The organism is Pseudomonas syringae KCTC 12500 (genome assembly GCF_000507185.2).
GTDB lineage: Bacteria > Pseudomonadota > Gammaproteobacteria > Pseudomonadales > Pseudomonadaceae > Aquipseudomonas > Aquipseudomonas syringae.
In genome coordinates this window covers 1,071,775-1,085,406 of the sequence record NZ_AYTM02000002.1, presented here as the reverse complement: position 1 = coordinate 1,085,406, position 13,632 = coordinate 1,071,775, and the positions used below count along the sequence as shown (strand labels likewise).

General features: G+C 58.5%; 12 protein-coding genes. 4 read left to right on the top strand and 8 right to left on the bottom strand.

Going from position 1 to position 13,632, the window contains the following annotated elements; genetic code table 11:
• The first annotated feature begins 52 nt into the window (after window positions 1-52).
• Both pmeR and V476_RS05260 read left to right on the top strand, forming a co-directional pair.
• On the top strand, window positions 53-712 hold the full coding sequence (gene pmeR, locus V476_RS05265; protein WP_003395927.1) for an auxin-lysine conjugate-binding transcriptional regulator PmeR: 660 nt from the start codon (window positions 53-55) through the stop codon (window positions 710-712).
• A 479-nt stretch (window positions 713-1,191) separates the two neighbouring features.
• On the top strand, window positions 1,192-2,325 hold the full coding sequence (locus V476_RS05260; protein WP_004416342.1) for a DUF3396 domain-containing protein: 1,134 nt from the start codon (window positions 1,192-1,194) through the stop codon (window positions 2,323-2,325).
• 14 nt (window positions 2,326-2,339) lie between these two features.
• Here V476_RS05260 and V476_RS05255 read toward each other — a convergent pair whose 3' ends face one another.
• On the bottom strand, window positions 2,340-3,836 hold the full coding sequence (locus V476_RS05255) for an MDR family MFS transporter (RefSeq protein WP_004389716.1): 1,497 nt from the start codon (window positions 3,834-3,836) through the stop codon (window positions 2,340-2,342).
• Window positions 3,837-3,963: 127 nt separating this feature from the next.
• A complete protein-coding gene (locus V476_RS28555) occupies window positions 3,964-4,134 on the bottom strand; it encodes a hypothetical protein (RefSeq protein WP_162839177.1) in 171 nt (56 codons plus the stop codon).
• A 164-nt stretch (window positions 4,135-4,298) separates the two neighbouring features.
• Between V476_RS28555 and V476_RS05250 the strand changes: the two genes are divergently transcribed.
• Complete coding sequence (locus V476_RS05250) at window positions 4,299-4,538, top strand: hypothetical protein (RefSeq protein WP_003406313.1); 240 nt, start codon at window positions 4,299-4,301, stop codon at window positions 4,536-4,538.
• Here V476_RS05250 and V476_RS05245 read toward each other — a convergent pair whose 3' ends face one another.
• The gene (locus V476_RS05245) at window positions 4,539-5,162 is read right to left on the bottom strand and encodes a flavin reductase family protein (protein ID WP_024960561.1); all 624 of its coding nucleotides are present in this window, start codon (window positions 5,160-5,162) and stop codon (window positions 4,539-4,541) included.
• A gap of 145 nt (window positions 5,163-5,307) precedes the next feature.
• Window positions 5,308-5,625 carry a hypothetical protein gene (locus V476_RS05240; protein ID WP_003395917.1) on the bottom strand — a complete coding sequence of 106 codons (318 nt, stop codon included), beginning with the start codon at window positions 5,623-5,625 and terminating at the stop codon, window positions 5,308-5,310.
• A gap of 179 nt (window positions 5,626-5,804) precedes the next feature.
• Between V476_RS05240 and V476_RS26690 the strand changes: the two genes are divergently transcribed.
• Entirely contained in the window at window positions 5,805-5,999 is a 195-nt protein-coding gene (locus V476_RS26690) for a hypothetical protein (RefSeq protein ID WP_161780161.1), read from the top strand.
• A gap of 218 nt (window positions 6,000-6,217) precedes the next feature.
• Here V476_RS26690 and V476_RS05235 read toward each other — a convergent pair whose 3' ends face one another.
• From V476_RS05235 to V476_RS05220, 4 genes are all read right to left on the bottom strand, one after another.
• A complete protein-coding gene (locus V476_RS05235; RefSeq protein ID WP_024960562.1) occupies window positions 6,218-7,543 on the bottom strand; it encodes an MFS transporter in 1,326 nt (441 codons plus the stop codon).
• A gap of 216 nt (window positions 7,544-7,759) precedes the next feature.
• Window positions 7,760-9,307: a J domain-containing protein gene (locus tag V476_RS05230; RefSeq protein WP_024960563.1), complete on the bottom strand. Its 1,548-nt coding sequence runs from the start codon at window positions 9,305-9,307 to the stop codon at window positions 7,760-7,762.
• Window positions 9,304-10,998 (bottom strand): molecular chaperone HscC, encoded by a 1,695-nt coding sequence (locus V476_RS05225; RefSeq protein ID WP_024960564.1) that lies wholly within the window; start codon window positions 10,996-10,998, stop codon window positions 9,304-9,306. Before V476_RS05225 ends, V476_RS05230 begins: the two co-directional genes overlap by 4 nt.
• A gap of 166 nt (window positions 10,999-11,164) precedes the next feature.
• Window positions 11,165-13,540 (bottom strand): PAS domain-containing protein, encoded by a 2,376-nt coding sequence (locus V476_RS05220; protein WP_024960565.1) that lies wholly within the window; start codon window positions 13,538-13,540, stop codon window positions 11,165-11,167.
• Window positions 13,541-13,632: the final 92 nt, after the last annotated feature.

Here is a 13,632-nt window from a genome sequence, read left to right as displayed (position 1 = left end):
AGGCATGACGCAAGACGCATGCCCGAGGTGAATTTTTTGAGGTCTTATTGCCATGGTTCGTCGCACCAAAGAGGAAGCTCAGATCACTCGCAGCCAGATTCTGGAGGCTGCCGAGCAGGCTTTTTATGAGCGAGGCGTCGCCCGCACTACGCTGGCCGACATTGCCACCCTTGCCGGTGTGACGCGAGGCGCCATCTATTGGCACTTCAACAATAAGGCCGATCTGGTGCAGGCCATGCTCGACAGCCTTCAGGAGCCTCTTGACGAAATGGCCGAGGCCAGCCAGAGCGAGGACGAGGAAGACCCGCTGGGCTGCATGAGAAATCTGTTGATTCACCTGTTTCATGAACTCGCACTGGACCCGAAAACCCGTCGCATCAATGAAATCCTCTTTCACAAGTGCGAGTTTACCGACGAGATGTGTGATTTCCGTCGTCAGCGTCAGGACAACGCCATACAGTGCCACGACCGTATCACCCTGGGGCTGAACAACGCCGTACGCCAGGGGCAATTACCCAAAGGGCTGGACACCGCCCGGGCTGCCGTGGCGCTGTTTGCCTACGTCAACGGCATCATTTACCAATGGCTGCTGGTTCCGGACAGCTTCTCGCTGCCCGCAGAGGCCGAGCAACTGGTCGACGTGTGCCTGGACATGCTGCGTTTCAGCCCGACGTTGCTGATCGACAGCAACCGCTCGACAGTTGGCGCCTGACTGAACATGACCGGCGGCGGCACCCGCCGGTTCCGCCTGCCAGCGATGCTGTGCAGAGCCTAACTCCAATCCGTGCCTCTTATATAGTGTGTTTACCGATCGTTTACCTGTATTTACCGATTGCGCTCGCCGTGCAAGCATCAGCGAGCGTTGATCTGACAAGATATTGTAGGAAGCAAGTAGGACATTTCCTGATACATGTAGCTGATTTCCCAAAGTAAATTCCGAGTATTGCTCCGCAGGAAAACTCCCTTCACTCTTCGCCTCCTGAAAGATCAGAAGAGAGGAAGGTTGCATGTTTTTGCCGAATCTTGCGCCTATGTGCCCTGAAATCATCACCAGTTACGCTGATGTCTACTCGGGCAGGCAGGGCCATGTCTACCCAATGAGCGGGGACATCTCTGGCGTGACCGATACCTGCGAAGGGCATGCAGGTACGCGCAAAAACCTGACCCCGGCGACTGATGGGAGGGCAGGGCATGTCGGACACTGCAACTGACGCTGTGGGGTTATTGGCCAGGATCACGCAACAATCTGAACGTGTGGCCATGGATTCAGTATTGGGCACACCGGTCATACGATTGGGGTTGATCACCACACTGTATTTTCGCAATGGACATACTGTGGAGATGAAGCGTCGCGTCGAAGCCTGCTTTTTGCGCTTTTACGAAGCGTTCAAAACCAGACTCAAATGGCAACTCTTCAAACGCATGCGTCGCCTGAGCGGCTCCGGGTTCGCTTCGACCCGGCGCCAGATTGTCGAGAGCCCGCCAGACGAGCAGTTCATCTGGTCTATCGCCAGCGCCACTCAGGCTGAAGTCGCCACCTACAGCCTGTTCGTGATGAACACTTCAGAGGGCCAGGCCGACAACGATCGATCATGCCTGAAAATGGTTCTGCCCTGGTCATATCTGACCGAGCCCGACGGCTTGAAACAGTACGAGGAGTGGATCAGGTACCTCAGCAGCGAACTGCAGGCCGAGCACGGCTTTGGTGGTCTTGCCTGCGTTTTGCCGTGCGACGGCCATCAGTATTTGCCCCGGGAATTTCGGCTTGCTCAGGATTTTAGCGGGCTGATGGTCGATCCCGGCCCGCACATTGAAAGCCTGCGTCTGCTGGACCGCATAAAGGGCGTCAGTTGGTACACCGTGCTTGGCGATGCGTTCGTCAGGCAACTGGGAGGCAGCGACAAAATGCGCGGCGAGATGAGCGCTCACAGCGAGATCGTGTTCCACACCTATCGCAATGGCTTGATCATCCGCGCCGGTGAGGTGCCCGAACTGGGCGGGAGAGGGCTGCCGCCGCCGCAGTCTTATGTGACGGTCAACAGGATGATCAAGCCGATTCGCCTGCAGGACACCGGAAATCTTCATCCCTACCTGGTTCCAGGGATTGGCTTTACCGATGAAACCACCGCGCAGTGGTATGCGCGATTCGACGAAAAGCCGCTGCCGCCGGTCAATGCCGGGCAAGCCTGCCCTCGCTCCGGCAACTGGTTCAGCAGCGCACAGTCAGGCTCACGTCGACACTTCGACGAAGGTGAACTCATGCCTGCGTTTGCCCATATAAAGAGCAAGAAAACGCAATGGTTTTGGGCCGGGATGCATTCCTGAAACTGAAAGGCCGATCAGTCCCGTCCTCGCAACAACGTATTGGGCATCACCGCGGCTGCCGCAAGACCGAGCAACGAAATGGCTGCACTGGTGATCAGCAGATTTCTGAAGGTCACTGCCAGTTCGGCGCGCAGAGTTTCCAGCGCCGGGCCGGTTGCCGCGTTAAGGCTGTCGAGCAGGACATTGCCGGAGCCGCCTTCGCCACCCAGTGCTCCTGCGCCGAGTTGGCCGACTCCGGTGTGTTGCAACATGGCCAACAGCAGCGCCGACATCAGTGCCACGCCCACTGCACCACCCAGTGAGCGGAACAGATTGGTCGTACTGGTGGCCACGCCCATATCCCGGAGCTGAACCGAATTCTGGGTGCCGACCAATGAGGTGGGGAACTGCATACCGGTCGCAACACCGGTGAGGATCATGAACAGACTCATCACTATCAGCGATTGCGGCGGCGTGAAGGCCATGCCCAGAATCGCAACCGGCATCAACAGCGCACCGGTCAGGATCAGTGGCTTGTAACGCCCGGTATGCGCGGTGCGTCGCCCGGCGAAATAGGCACCCATCGGCATGCCGATAGCCAGTGGAAGCAAGTGCAGGGCGGCGCTGTCTGCGCCGCCCCCGGTAACGGTCTGATAACGCAGCGGCATCAGAACAATCAGGGAAATGGCCTGAAAACTGGTGAAGAACACGGTGCACCAGCACAGCACGGCACTCTTGTTGGTGAACAGATGCATGGGCAGCAAGGGTTCGGCTGTGCGACGTTCATACCAGACGAAAATGGCCAGTGTCAGCAGGGCCGTGCCCAGTAACAACTGAACCTCGGTGTCGCCCAGACCATGCCCCTGGCCAATTTCGGTAATCCCCAGCAGCAGCGCTGTCAGGCCGATGATCATTAGCACGGTACCCAGGTAATCGATAATCGGCTTGCGTTGCGGGACTGGCAGGCCGACGAGGGTCCGATACGCGACGATCAGCGCGGCTGCTCCCAGAGGCAGATTGATCAGGAACACCCAGCGCCAGGACAGGTATTCGGTCATCAGGCCACCGAGTACCGGCCCGGCGACGCTGGCCACGGCGTACATGCTGCTGAAGTAACCCTGATAACGGCCGCGCTCGCGAGGTGGAACGATGTCGGCGATGATCGCTTGGCTGACCGAAACCATCCCGCCAGCGCCGATACCTTGAAGGACGCGCGCCAGCACCAGTTGTTCCATGCTCTGCGCCAGGCCACAGAACAGCGAAGCCAGGGTAAAAATCCCCAGCCCGAACAGCATCAGTTTACGTCGCCCGTAAAGATCGCCGAGCTTGCCGTAGATCGGCACGGCCACGGTCAGCGACACCATGTAGGCGGATATGACCCAGGCCAGGAGATCGATATCCCTGAATTGCGCGGAAATGGCGGGCATCGACACCGCGACGATGGTTTGGTCCAGCGCGCTGAGCAGGACTGCCATCATCAACGCAAACAGGATGCTGCGGATGGCCGGAGGCGTTTGATTAAGACTGGTCAAGGCAAAACCTGATGGCAGTGTTGACCCGCCGCAAGTGTGGCGGGAGAGTCTGGCCAGTCTAATCCGATAGCTTGCTAATCGATAGCTGCCTTTGTGCAATGGCAATGCAATTCACGCGGCGCGAGTCTCATCGCAAGGCGCTGAAGGTTGCATCGGTTGGCACGCAATGGCCAAACGTACAGCTGGAAACATAGGGGGCCTGGCGCGCCAGTTCGTTACGATAGGCACCGGCGCTGTAGACATCCAATACCGCCAGAGCTCCTGCGACAACCATGCACTTTCTTGTTATTGCTTTCATGACGCACTCCTTACCTCGGCTACAGAGCAGTTTGAAAGGACTGATTAGAGTGTAGGACAAGGTTGGGTTTTGCGTCGGCGGCTTTATCGCTGCATGCCGCGTGTCGGACGAGCCGAAAGACGCGCTAGAATTCGCGCTTTGACGTATTGGCAGGGTTGAGAGACATGGCACGCAAGGAATACAACGGGTTTGAAGTGGTCTCGGCAGTCATGCCGTCCGAGCAGGGGTATAACGCGGCGATTGCCGTAAAGGCGCTGGGCGCCGGGGGCGCACCGCGCTTCCATGCGCTGCTGCCGGACCAGAAATTCAAGACCGCCGATGATGCCGACCTGGCCGCTGTGCAAGAGCTGCAGCGGCTGGTCGATATCGATGCAGAGGGCGAACCGGTGTGGGCTGACGCCTGATCAGGCGCCTGGGCGGAACATCTTGAACAGCGCTTTCGGGCCGAGCTGGAAGTAATCCGCCGGGCCGCCGCCGCGCAGAATCGGCTCGGCGGCGGCAGTGTCGTAAACGCCGTCCTTGAGCAGCGACTTGTCGATATGCACCGCCACCACTTCGCCGAGAATCAACCAGCTGGGCACCAACTCCTTGTCGGCACGCTGCAACTGAATGATCTGTGTGACCTTGCACTCGAACGACACCGGTGTTTCGAGTACACGCGGCACCGAGACGATCTGCGAGGCCAGTGGGGTCAGGTTTGCCAGTTCGAATTCGCTGACGTCCGGCGCCACCGGCGCGCAGCTCTGGTTCATGGCTTCGGCCAGCGAGCGGGTCGCCAGGTTCCAGACGAACTCGCCGGTTTGCTCGATATTATTGAGGCTGTCTTTGCGACCCACGCTGCAGAAGCCGATGATCGGCGGCACGTAGTTGAACGCGTTGAAGAAGCTGTAAGGTGCCAGGTTGAGTTTGCCGTTGGCATCCTGCGACGAAATCCAGCCAATCGGGCGTGGGCCTACAATCGCGTTGAACGGGTCGTGCGGCAGGCCGTGACCCTTGGATGGCTCGTAGGAGTGAATAGCGTCTGACATGCTCGGTTCCTGATGGGCTCAATAGTGGATGTCAGCATAGTGCTGCGCATTTGCAGAGGATGCCAGAGGGGCGTGCGTGTTTCATTCTGAGCCAGACATGAAGAAGCCCGACATCAGCCGGGCTTTGGGGGTGTTGCGTGAGCGATCAGCCCAGACGATTGGCGCCTACGCGATCTGCACCGTCTGCAGCAAGACGATTGGCACCGACGTGGTCTGCACCATCGGCAGCCTGACGGTTGGCACCGACGCGGTCTGCGCCATCAGCGGCGAGACGGTTGGCGCCGACATGATCTGCGCCGTCCGCAGATACACGGATCGAGCCGACGTTAGTGTGTTTGGTGCCGCCTTCAGCAACGAGGGTGGTGCTGGACAGGTCGCTCTGAACGTTGGTGGCTGGAAGTGCAAATGCGCTCGAAGCCAGAACAGAGATAGCCAGGCCAAAGATCAGTGTGTTGGTTTTCATGATGATGTCTCCAATGCGTGTCGGGTGAGTTGTCATCCCGGTATGGAGGCAATGCTACGCGCCAGCGGATTATTAAGAAGTTAATAGGATTGCTAGCGATCATCGCTAAAAATGATAGTTGGCTGTGATGCTCTGATTTCGGGCCTTTCAGCGGGGGTTGCATTATTGTGGTGCAATTCTTGAAAAGTCTTGTAATAAAGGCTCTTGACAAATTAAAAGCGCAGTTTATTCAAGCGGTTATTGCTGAAAGTTGGCTAAATAACGCACCTCCCTGTAACACTCTGTTGCAGGTGCTGCATGTAATGGATTGTTTTGTAGCGGCTGATGTATCAATGCGGGCGATGATATTGATCGTTGTAAGTGAGCCTGAATGACTCTTCTGCCTGCGCGGAGTCCTCAGCGTTATACACACGTCTCGATAAGCCCGAAAAATGGAGTGAACGGGGCGGCGATCCCCATTGCTCACGAAGAGTCAGTCATAACGCTCTATTTCTGGAGACTGTACCGGCCTCTTCGCGAGCAAGCTCGCTCCCACGAGATTTGTATATAACGATGAGAGCGGAGCCTGGGCACGAGAATCGTCGCAATCCGATCAGTCAGTTTCGATACGCGAGTGCTTGCGCGTGTCTTTCATGAACACATACACCAGCAGCGAGCAGGCAATACAGGCAGTGACGTACCAGTAGTAACCGGTCTCCATACCGATGCTCTTGAACCACAGCGCGATGTATTCCGCAGTGCCGCCGAAGATCGATACTGTCAGGGCGTAAGGCAGGCCGACGCCCAGCGCGCGGATCTCGGTCGGAAACAGCTCTGCCTTCACCACTGCGTTGATCGAGGTATAGCCGCTGACAATGATCAGTGCCGCCATGATCAGGAAGAACGCACCCCACCATGTCTGAATGGTATGCAGCGTGGTCAGGATCGGTACGGTACACAGCGTTCCCAGCACGCCGAACGCAATCAGGATCGGACGACGCCCGATCTTGTCGGACAGCGCACCGACCACCGGCTGCAACAGCATGAACAGAAACAGCGTCGCCGCTGATATCGACGTCGAGTCGGTGATGCTCATGCCGACGGTGTTGACCAGATACTTCTGCATGTAAGTGGTGTAAGTGTAGAAAGCCAGCGTCCCGCCCATGGTCAGACCCACGACGGTCATCAGTTCCTTGGGATGACGCATCAGCGTGCGCATCAGGCTTTCCTTGGGCTTTTCCTTCTTCTTGCGCGTGAACGACTCGGTTTCTTCCATGCCGCGACGCAGAAACAGCGCGACGATTGCGCACAGTGCACCGATGACGAACGGTATACGCCAGCCCCAGGCATACAATTGCTCCGTGGTCAGCGTCTGTTGCAGGACGATCAGAACGCCCAGCGCGATGAGCTGGCCGGAAATCAGAGTGACGTACTGAAAGCTGGAGAAGAAGCCGCGACGTTCCTTGGTGGCCATTTCGCTGAGGTAGGTGGCGGACGTGCCGTATTCACCGCCGACAGACAGGCCCTGCAGCAAGCGGGCGAACACCAGCAGGATCGGAGCACCGACGCCGATGCTTTCATAGCCTGGTGTCAGGGCAATAATCAGCGAGCCGAAGCACATCAACAGCACCGATGCCATCAGCGCAGCCTTGCGCCCTTTGTAGTCAGCGTAAAGCCCCATCAGCCAGCCACCGATAGGCCGCATCAGAAAGCCGACGGCAAAGATCGTAGCGGTGTTGAGCAACTGGGCGGTGGTGTCGCCCTTGGGAAAGAAGGCTTTGGCGAAGTACAGCGAGAAGGCGGCGTAGACATACCAGTCGTACCACTCGACCATGTTGCCGACCGAACCACTGAAAATCGATTTGAGACGGCTGGAGGTGGTTTTCTGGCCAGCGGCAGTAGCAGCCGACCCATGGGAGGCGGGATTGGAAGTTTCCATGGTGTTCCTTGTTTTTCATTATTTTTGGAAGGAGGCATTGGATGCCCTGCGTGTTACATAGCAGGAGCTGTGCCAGACCATGAGGGCTTGTTCTAGAGCGGTCGGGCGACTTTTATGAGCAAGAATCCGCTTATCTGCCCAGCAGGGGTAAGCGGATTCTTGCCGATGGAAGCGCTCGCAGCAGGGTCTTCTGGTGGATTGCCGACAGAAGACCGCTCAAGCGCTCAGTTTAGAGGAGAGCAACAGCGCTGCCATGACGATGCTCAGCGTGCCGATGATCACCATGACCGTGTGTCTTGCATAAAACTGTCGAATCTTCTGCCGGGCAGGCGCTGTCTGAAACAGGTAGCGATAGGGCGACAGGGCGACCCACAGCACCGCCAGCAGCAGATAAACCAGCAGCGTGCGCGGGCCGTCGAGCACATGGACAAGGCCTAGAAACAAAAACGGAAGGCCATGCCGCAAGACCAGCGCCTGGGCACCGGGCCAGCTCAGCACCTTGGGCAGTAACTTGCTGCTCAGCCAGGCATCGGCAGGCTCTGCCAGAATCATCAGCGGACGCCATACGCAGATAAAGATGAAGAAGCCGACGGTTGTCCAGAGCGGTGTCAGGAACAGCACGAGGACCCGCGTTCCCGGATTGTATTCCGTGCCTTCAGGCGCTAGTGGAGGCGCCAGCAACGCCAGCAGAAACGCGCCGATGTAGACCCAGATGAGAGGCGTGAAGTCGCTCTGCTCACGCATGAGTTTCCAGGCATTCAGGTCTGCTTCGGGGTAGCGCTTGAGGACGTCGGGGTAGTGGACGGTCAACTGCTCCTGAATATGCGCGCAGGCGTTCCACACCGAAGCGTCTTGCTTGACTGCGGTACGGATCCGCGCAGCCAGACGTGGCGGCTTGAACATCAAGTGCGCGGCCTTGCCTTCGGCAGTGCTCGGTTTGGCGTCGAGCAGGCGTTGCAGATGCTCGGCGTACTCCACTTCTTCGTATCGCTGGCGCAGCGTCTGCCAAAGGTCTTCAGGACCGGGGTGAAGGTTTTGCTGCAGGTTCCAGCCAAATACCGCGCGTGTCTGTTCCAGCAGGTCAGAGGTCACATGGTGGCTGGCAATCAGCAAGACCATGCACCTGCATTGCAAATGCTCGCGACGCTCCAGCTCTGTCAGCCAGGGCTGCTGCTCCAGCGTCTGAAGTTCTTCAATGAAGCGTGCATGCTGCCCGCTTTCGATGAGTGCGCTGAACGCTTCGAACGCCTCGCGCAATATCGCCTCGGCCAAGGCGTGCTGCTGGTAGCTGCTGATATGAATGCTTTGCCATACCGTCAGCCAGCGCAGATGCTGAAATGCAGCTTTGATCAATTCGACGCGACGCGCCGAGTCGTTCAGGCACTCCAGCAGCAACAGTTGTTGAAAGCGCTCCGCCTGTCCATGCTCCATGGCGAGCTGCTGTTGCTCGGGCAGGTTCTGCGCTGTGGTTTGCCTGACCTGTTGAAGCCAGTCCATGCCATCGGACTGCTCGATAACGGTCGTTGTCAGAAGCGGGGCAGGCGAGGGCTCAGACAAGGGCTGGCGCAGCATGACAGGCTGGTCGTCTTCATCTGCGCGCGATCGTGCCCGCTGCAGCGCCTCTTCATAGGCATCACGCAGATTCTGGAAGGCTACCGGGTCTTCATCTGGGCGGTTGACCTTCAGTAACCGGGCATATTGGCGTTTGATGCTGCGCTCGTCGGCATCGTTATTCAGCTCAAGTACGGACCAACAGTCGATCATCTTGCGCCCTGCTCGAACGTGTCGACTTCCTGTTTGAGTTGCTTGCGAATTTCGCTGATCTGCCGCTCGTCCTGCGTTTCAAGAACATGCTGGAACTGAGTGGTCCAGTGATCGATAAGTTCTCGATCGCTGCCCAGACATTCCTGATACAGGCGTTCAAGTCTGGCGATCAGGTGAGTATTGGCCTGCTGTTCGCGCGGATGGACTTTGAGCGCTTCAAGTACCTGAAGGCGTTCCTGTATTTCATCAGGCGTCATCACGCCTGGGTTGTTTTCGATGACCAGCTTGTGACGTTCCCCGGTCAACTGTGTCATCACGTCGGCCTCCAGCAGGCCGTTGTTGTCATAGGTAAAACGCACATCCAGCGCCACTTCGCCGGCCTTCGCCTTGGGGATCGGGATAATGAGCTCGCCCAGGGCGATGTTGTCCTTGACCATGCGGCTTTCGCCTTGAAAGATCCGCACCATAACGTGCTCTTGATCATCACTGACGGTCTGGACCGTTTTTACCCGGCTGACCGGTACGACACTGTTGCGTTCGATAATGGGCAGGTAATGACCGCTTTCATAGCGATTGCCAACTTGCGTGATGGTCTCGATCCCCAGTGTGTAAGGGCACACATCGGTGAGGACGATCTCCTCCAGCGCTGCGTCCCGTTGCTTGAGCGCCGCCTGCACCGCTGCGCCCTGAGCGACGATCTCATCGGGATTGAGTGCAATGGAAGGGAAGCGCCCGAACAGGCTCGCGGCAAGCTTGCGGATCAGTGGCATGCGCGTGGTGCCGCCCACCAGCAGAATCTCATCCAGATCGGCGACGCGTATCCGCGCGTCTCGAAGCGCACGCTCGGCCGGCGCGCGAAGGCGGTTGAGCAGGGGCGCATAAAAATCGCTCATTTGCTCTTGAGTAATGGTTTTTCGCCATTCCCTGTCGGCGTGACGCAATACGAAGTCGGCACTCCCGTCCTGGCCCAAAGCCCTGCGCACCCGCTCGGCTTCGCGCCGCAAGGCCGGGGCAATCAGCTCCGTTGACGGGAAGTCCGGCTCATCGCGGTGCAGGTTCACAAAGTGCTCGACCATGACCTGATCGAAATCTTCACCCCCCAGAAAGTTGTCGCCCGCGCTGGCACGCACTTCCATCACGCCGTCGAAAAGTTCGAGGATCGAGATGTCGAAGGTACCGCCACCCAGGTCGAAGACCAGAAACGAGGTTTCGCCTTCCTTCTGGTGAAGGCCATACGCAAGTGCCGCCGCTGTTGGCTCGTTGATGAGCTTCTCGACCTTGAGCCCCGCCAGCTCCCCGGCGATACGCGTGGCTTTACGCTGCGCGTCGCTGAAATAGGCCGGGACGCTGATCACCGCTTCGGTGACAGGCTCGCCAAACGCGCGCTCGACATCAGCCTTCAGGCTTTTGAGCACCAGCGATGACAACTCTTCGGGGCGGTAAGTAGCAGATCCCAGGCGAATTTCTTGGGCGCTGCCCATGTAACGCTTGAACAGGGCGGTGGTTTTTCCCGGGTGGGTCTGCAGGCGTTCGCGGGCTGCCTTGCCGACCAGGATCTGCCCGTCGTCGTCCAGCCCGACAACGCTGGGGGTGAGTGTTTCTCCCAATGCGTTGGTCACCAGCTCGCTGCTGCCGTCGCGCCATACAGCCACCAGGCTGTTGGTGGTGCCCAGATCAATACCGACGATCATCTCGAAAATGCTCCCTGCTCTAAGAGTGTTGCGATGTTTTGCGTGATTCTGAATCAAGGCAACCGGTGTTGTCTTGGTTTTATGCGTCGGTAGTGCCGGGATTCACTCATGCGTATCAGGCATCAGTGAATCCGCTGGCGTGATGAATTGATGCGAATCCATCCCCTTAGTGTTCGCCGCTACGGCTCACGGCCTTGTGCAGAATCGCCGCCAGATCGTCTCTGGAATAGGGTTTCTGCAACAGGTCGAAGCGATGTGTTTCGTCCTGAGCGATCGTCGCGAACTCAGTGCTGTACCCGGTGGTGAGAACCACCGGCATCCACGGGTAGCGCGCTTCGATTTCGGCGTACAGTTCCAGGCCGCTCATGCCCGGCATGGCGATATCCGAGAACACCACATGGAAGTTTTCCGGGTTGCCGAAAAGCTCTTTCAGCGCCTCGGCGGCACTGCTGACCCAGAGTACCTGAAAGCCCAGTTGCTCAAGCATAGGACGGGTGTAGGTACCGATGTCCTGATTGTCCTCGACCATGAGCACGCATAGCCCGGGCAATGGGGTGAGCGTGTGGTGATGGTCTTCCTGGACGACTTCCTGATCCTGTGCGCTGGGCAGGCACAGGGTGAAGCGGCTGCCTTTGCCCAGCTCGCTTTCAACCAGCACTTCACCGCCCGACTGCTTGGCAAACCCGAATACCTGCGACAAACCCAGCCCGGTGCCCTGGCCGACACTCTTGGTGGTATAGAACGGTTCGAAGATCAGGCCCAGTTTTTCCTTGGCAATACCTGCGCCGGTATCGGTCAGCGATACCTTTACATAGTCACCCGCGCTGTGTGAGGCCGGCTGGTCTGCAGTGCAGTGGGCAGCGCATTCAACCTTGATGACCAGCTTACCTGCGCCGGACATCGCATCGCGAGCGTTGACCACCATGTTGACCAGCGCAGTATCGAACTGGCTGCCGTCGGCGAAGATAAAGCACGGTCCGGCAGGCAGGTCGATGCTGACCTGAATACGCGCGCCGGTCAGCGTGTCCATCATCTCGCCGATGCGCGCCACACTCTTGCACACATCGAACACTTCCGGCTGCAAGGCCTGACGGCGGGCGAACGCCAGCAGCTGGCCGGTCAGGCGCGCGGCCCGGTCGACCGTGCTGGAGATGGCCTCGACGTACTTCACACGACGGTGCTCTTCAAGGTTCGCTGACTTCAGCAGGTCGCTGCAGGAGCGGATCACGGTCAGCAGGTTGTTGAAATCATGCGCCACGCCACCGGTGAGTTGACCGATGGCTTCCAGCTTCTGCGCCTGATGCAGGGCGTCCTGCGAAAGCCGCAGCGCTTCATTGGCCTCTTCTTCGGCCTGAATGTCACGGCCGACGGCATGGATGAATTGCTTGTCCGGAACGGCAGTCCAGGAGATGGTCCGGTACGAGCCGTCCTGATGACGATAGCGATTCTTGAAGTGCGGAATCGTGCGGCCGCTCTCCAGCCCGCTCATGGCGGCCAGCGTGCTGTCCACGTCTTCAGGGTGCACCAATGCCAGAAACTGGCTGTCGAGCAGTTGTTGTTCCGACCAGCCGAGGGCTTGCGTCCATGCCGGATTGACTGCCGATATGATCCCGTCGAACTGCGCCACCAGCATCAGGTCGGTCGACAGCCGCCAGATGCGATCACGGTCCTGGGTGCGTTCGACCACGCGCTGTTCAAGTGTCTCGTTGAGCGACAGCAGGGCTTCTTCAGCGTCTCTGAGCTGGGTCATGTCCCTGGAAACACAGAGAATCTTCTCCGGTTTGCCGTCCTTGCCGAAAATCGGACTGACCTGCACATGCCACCACTTGGTGGTGCCCGCCAGGGTCTGCGCCGAGCCGGTGAAACTGGCGTTCTGACCCGCTCGTGCCGCTTCAACCGCAGCAATGGCGTCCAGATTGCCCTGGTCCTGCCAGAAGTCAGGCCAGGGGCAGCCACGAATCGCGTTGAAATCGCTGACCTCCATGATCCGCTGACCGCCTTCACTCATGAAGGTCAGGCGCGAATCGAGGTCCAGCACCTTGATGCAGTCGTTGATGCTCGACAGCACACGGTCGGTGAACGCTTCGTTCTCCGACTGACGGACTTCGGCCATGACCTGCAACGTGGTCTCGTTGACCCGGCAGAACACGCCTTCGATCAGGCCGCTATCGCCATACAGCGGCGAATAGGACAGCGACCACCAGGTCTGCTCGGGCCTGCCATTGCGCACGATGGTGCGCTGAATATTGTCAGACCGGCGGCTTTGTCCGGCCAGCGCCTGCTCGGCGAGCGGCCGCACGGCTTCCCAGGCATCGCCCCAGACCGAGGCAATGGGCTGCCCCTGCGCCTGTCGGGTGGCAATCGGCAGGACCTGAGAGTAAGCGTCATTGAAAAACAGGGTGTAGTCAGGTCCCCAGAGCAGGTACATGCTGTCCGGGCAACTGAGCATCAGATTCATTGAAGACAGTAGCGCTGCGGGCCATGCTTGCTTCGGTCCCAGCGCGGACGTCGACCAGTCCGTCTCTCGGATAAACCGACCCATTTCGCCGCCTCCCAAGGGGAGGTCGAGGGGAGTATTCACGGTAGAAAATGCCCCATCTTTCGGACTGTCAAAGTGAGCTGGGTAACCAGGCG

Bases quoted from the DNA above. Each gene is read 5' to 3' on its own strand.
- V476_RS05250 (WP_003406313.1), top strand. From the start codon at position 4,299: ATGGCACGCAAGGAATACAACGGGTTTGAAGTGGTCTCGGCAGTCATG.
- V476_RS05235 (WP_024960562.1), bottom strand. From the start codon at position 7,543: ATGGAAACTTCCAATCCCGCCTCCCATGGGTCGGCTGCTACTGCCGCT.
- pmeR (WP_003395927.1), top strand. From the start codon at position 53: ATGGTTCGTCGCACCAAAGAGGAAGCTCAGATCACTCGCAGCCAGATT.
- V476_RS05240 (WP_003395917.1), bottom strand. From the start codon at position 5,625: ATGAAAACCAACACACTGATCTTTGGCCTGGCTATCTCTGTTCTGGCT.
- V476_RS05260 (WP_004416342.1), top strand. From the start codon at position 1,192: ATGTCGGACACTGCAACTGACGCTGTGGGGTTATTGGCCAGGATCACG.
- V476_RS05245 (WP_024960561.1), bottom strand. From the start codon at position 5,162: ATGTCAGACGCTATTCACTCCTACGAGCCATCCAAGGGTCACGGCCTG.
- V476_RS05225 (WP_024960564.1), bottom strand. From the start codon at position 10,998: ATGATCGTCGGTATTGATCTGGGCACCACCAACAGCCTGGTGGCTGTA.
- V476_RS28555 (WP_162839177.1), bottom strand. From the start codon at position 4,134: ATGAAAGCAATAACAAGAAAGTGCATGGTTGTCGCAGGAGCTCTGGCG.
- V476_RS05220 (WP_024960565.1), bottom strand. From the start codon at position 13,540: ATGGGTCGGTTTATCCGAGAGACGGACTGGTCGACGTCCGCGCTGGGA.
- V476_RS05230 (WP_024960563.1), bottom strand. From the start codon at position 9,307: ATGATCGACTGTTGGTCCGTACTTGAGCTGAATAACGATGCCGACGAG.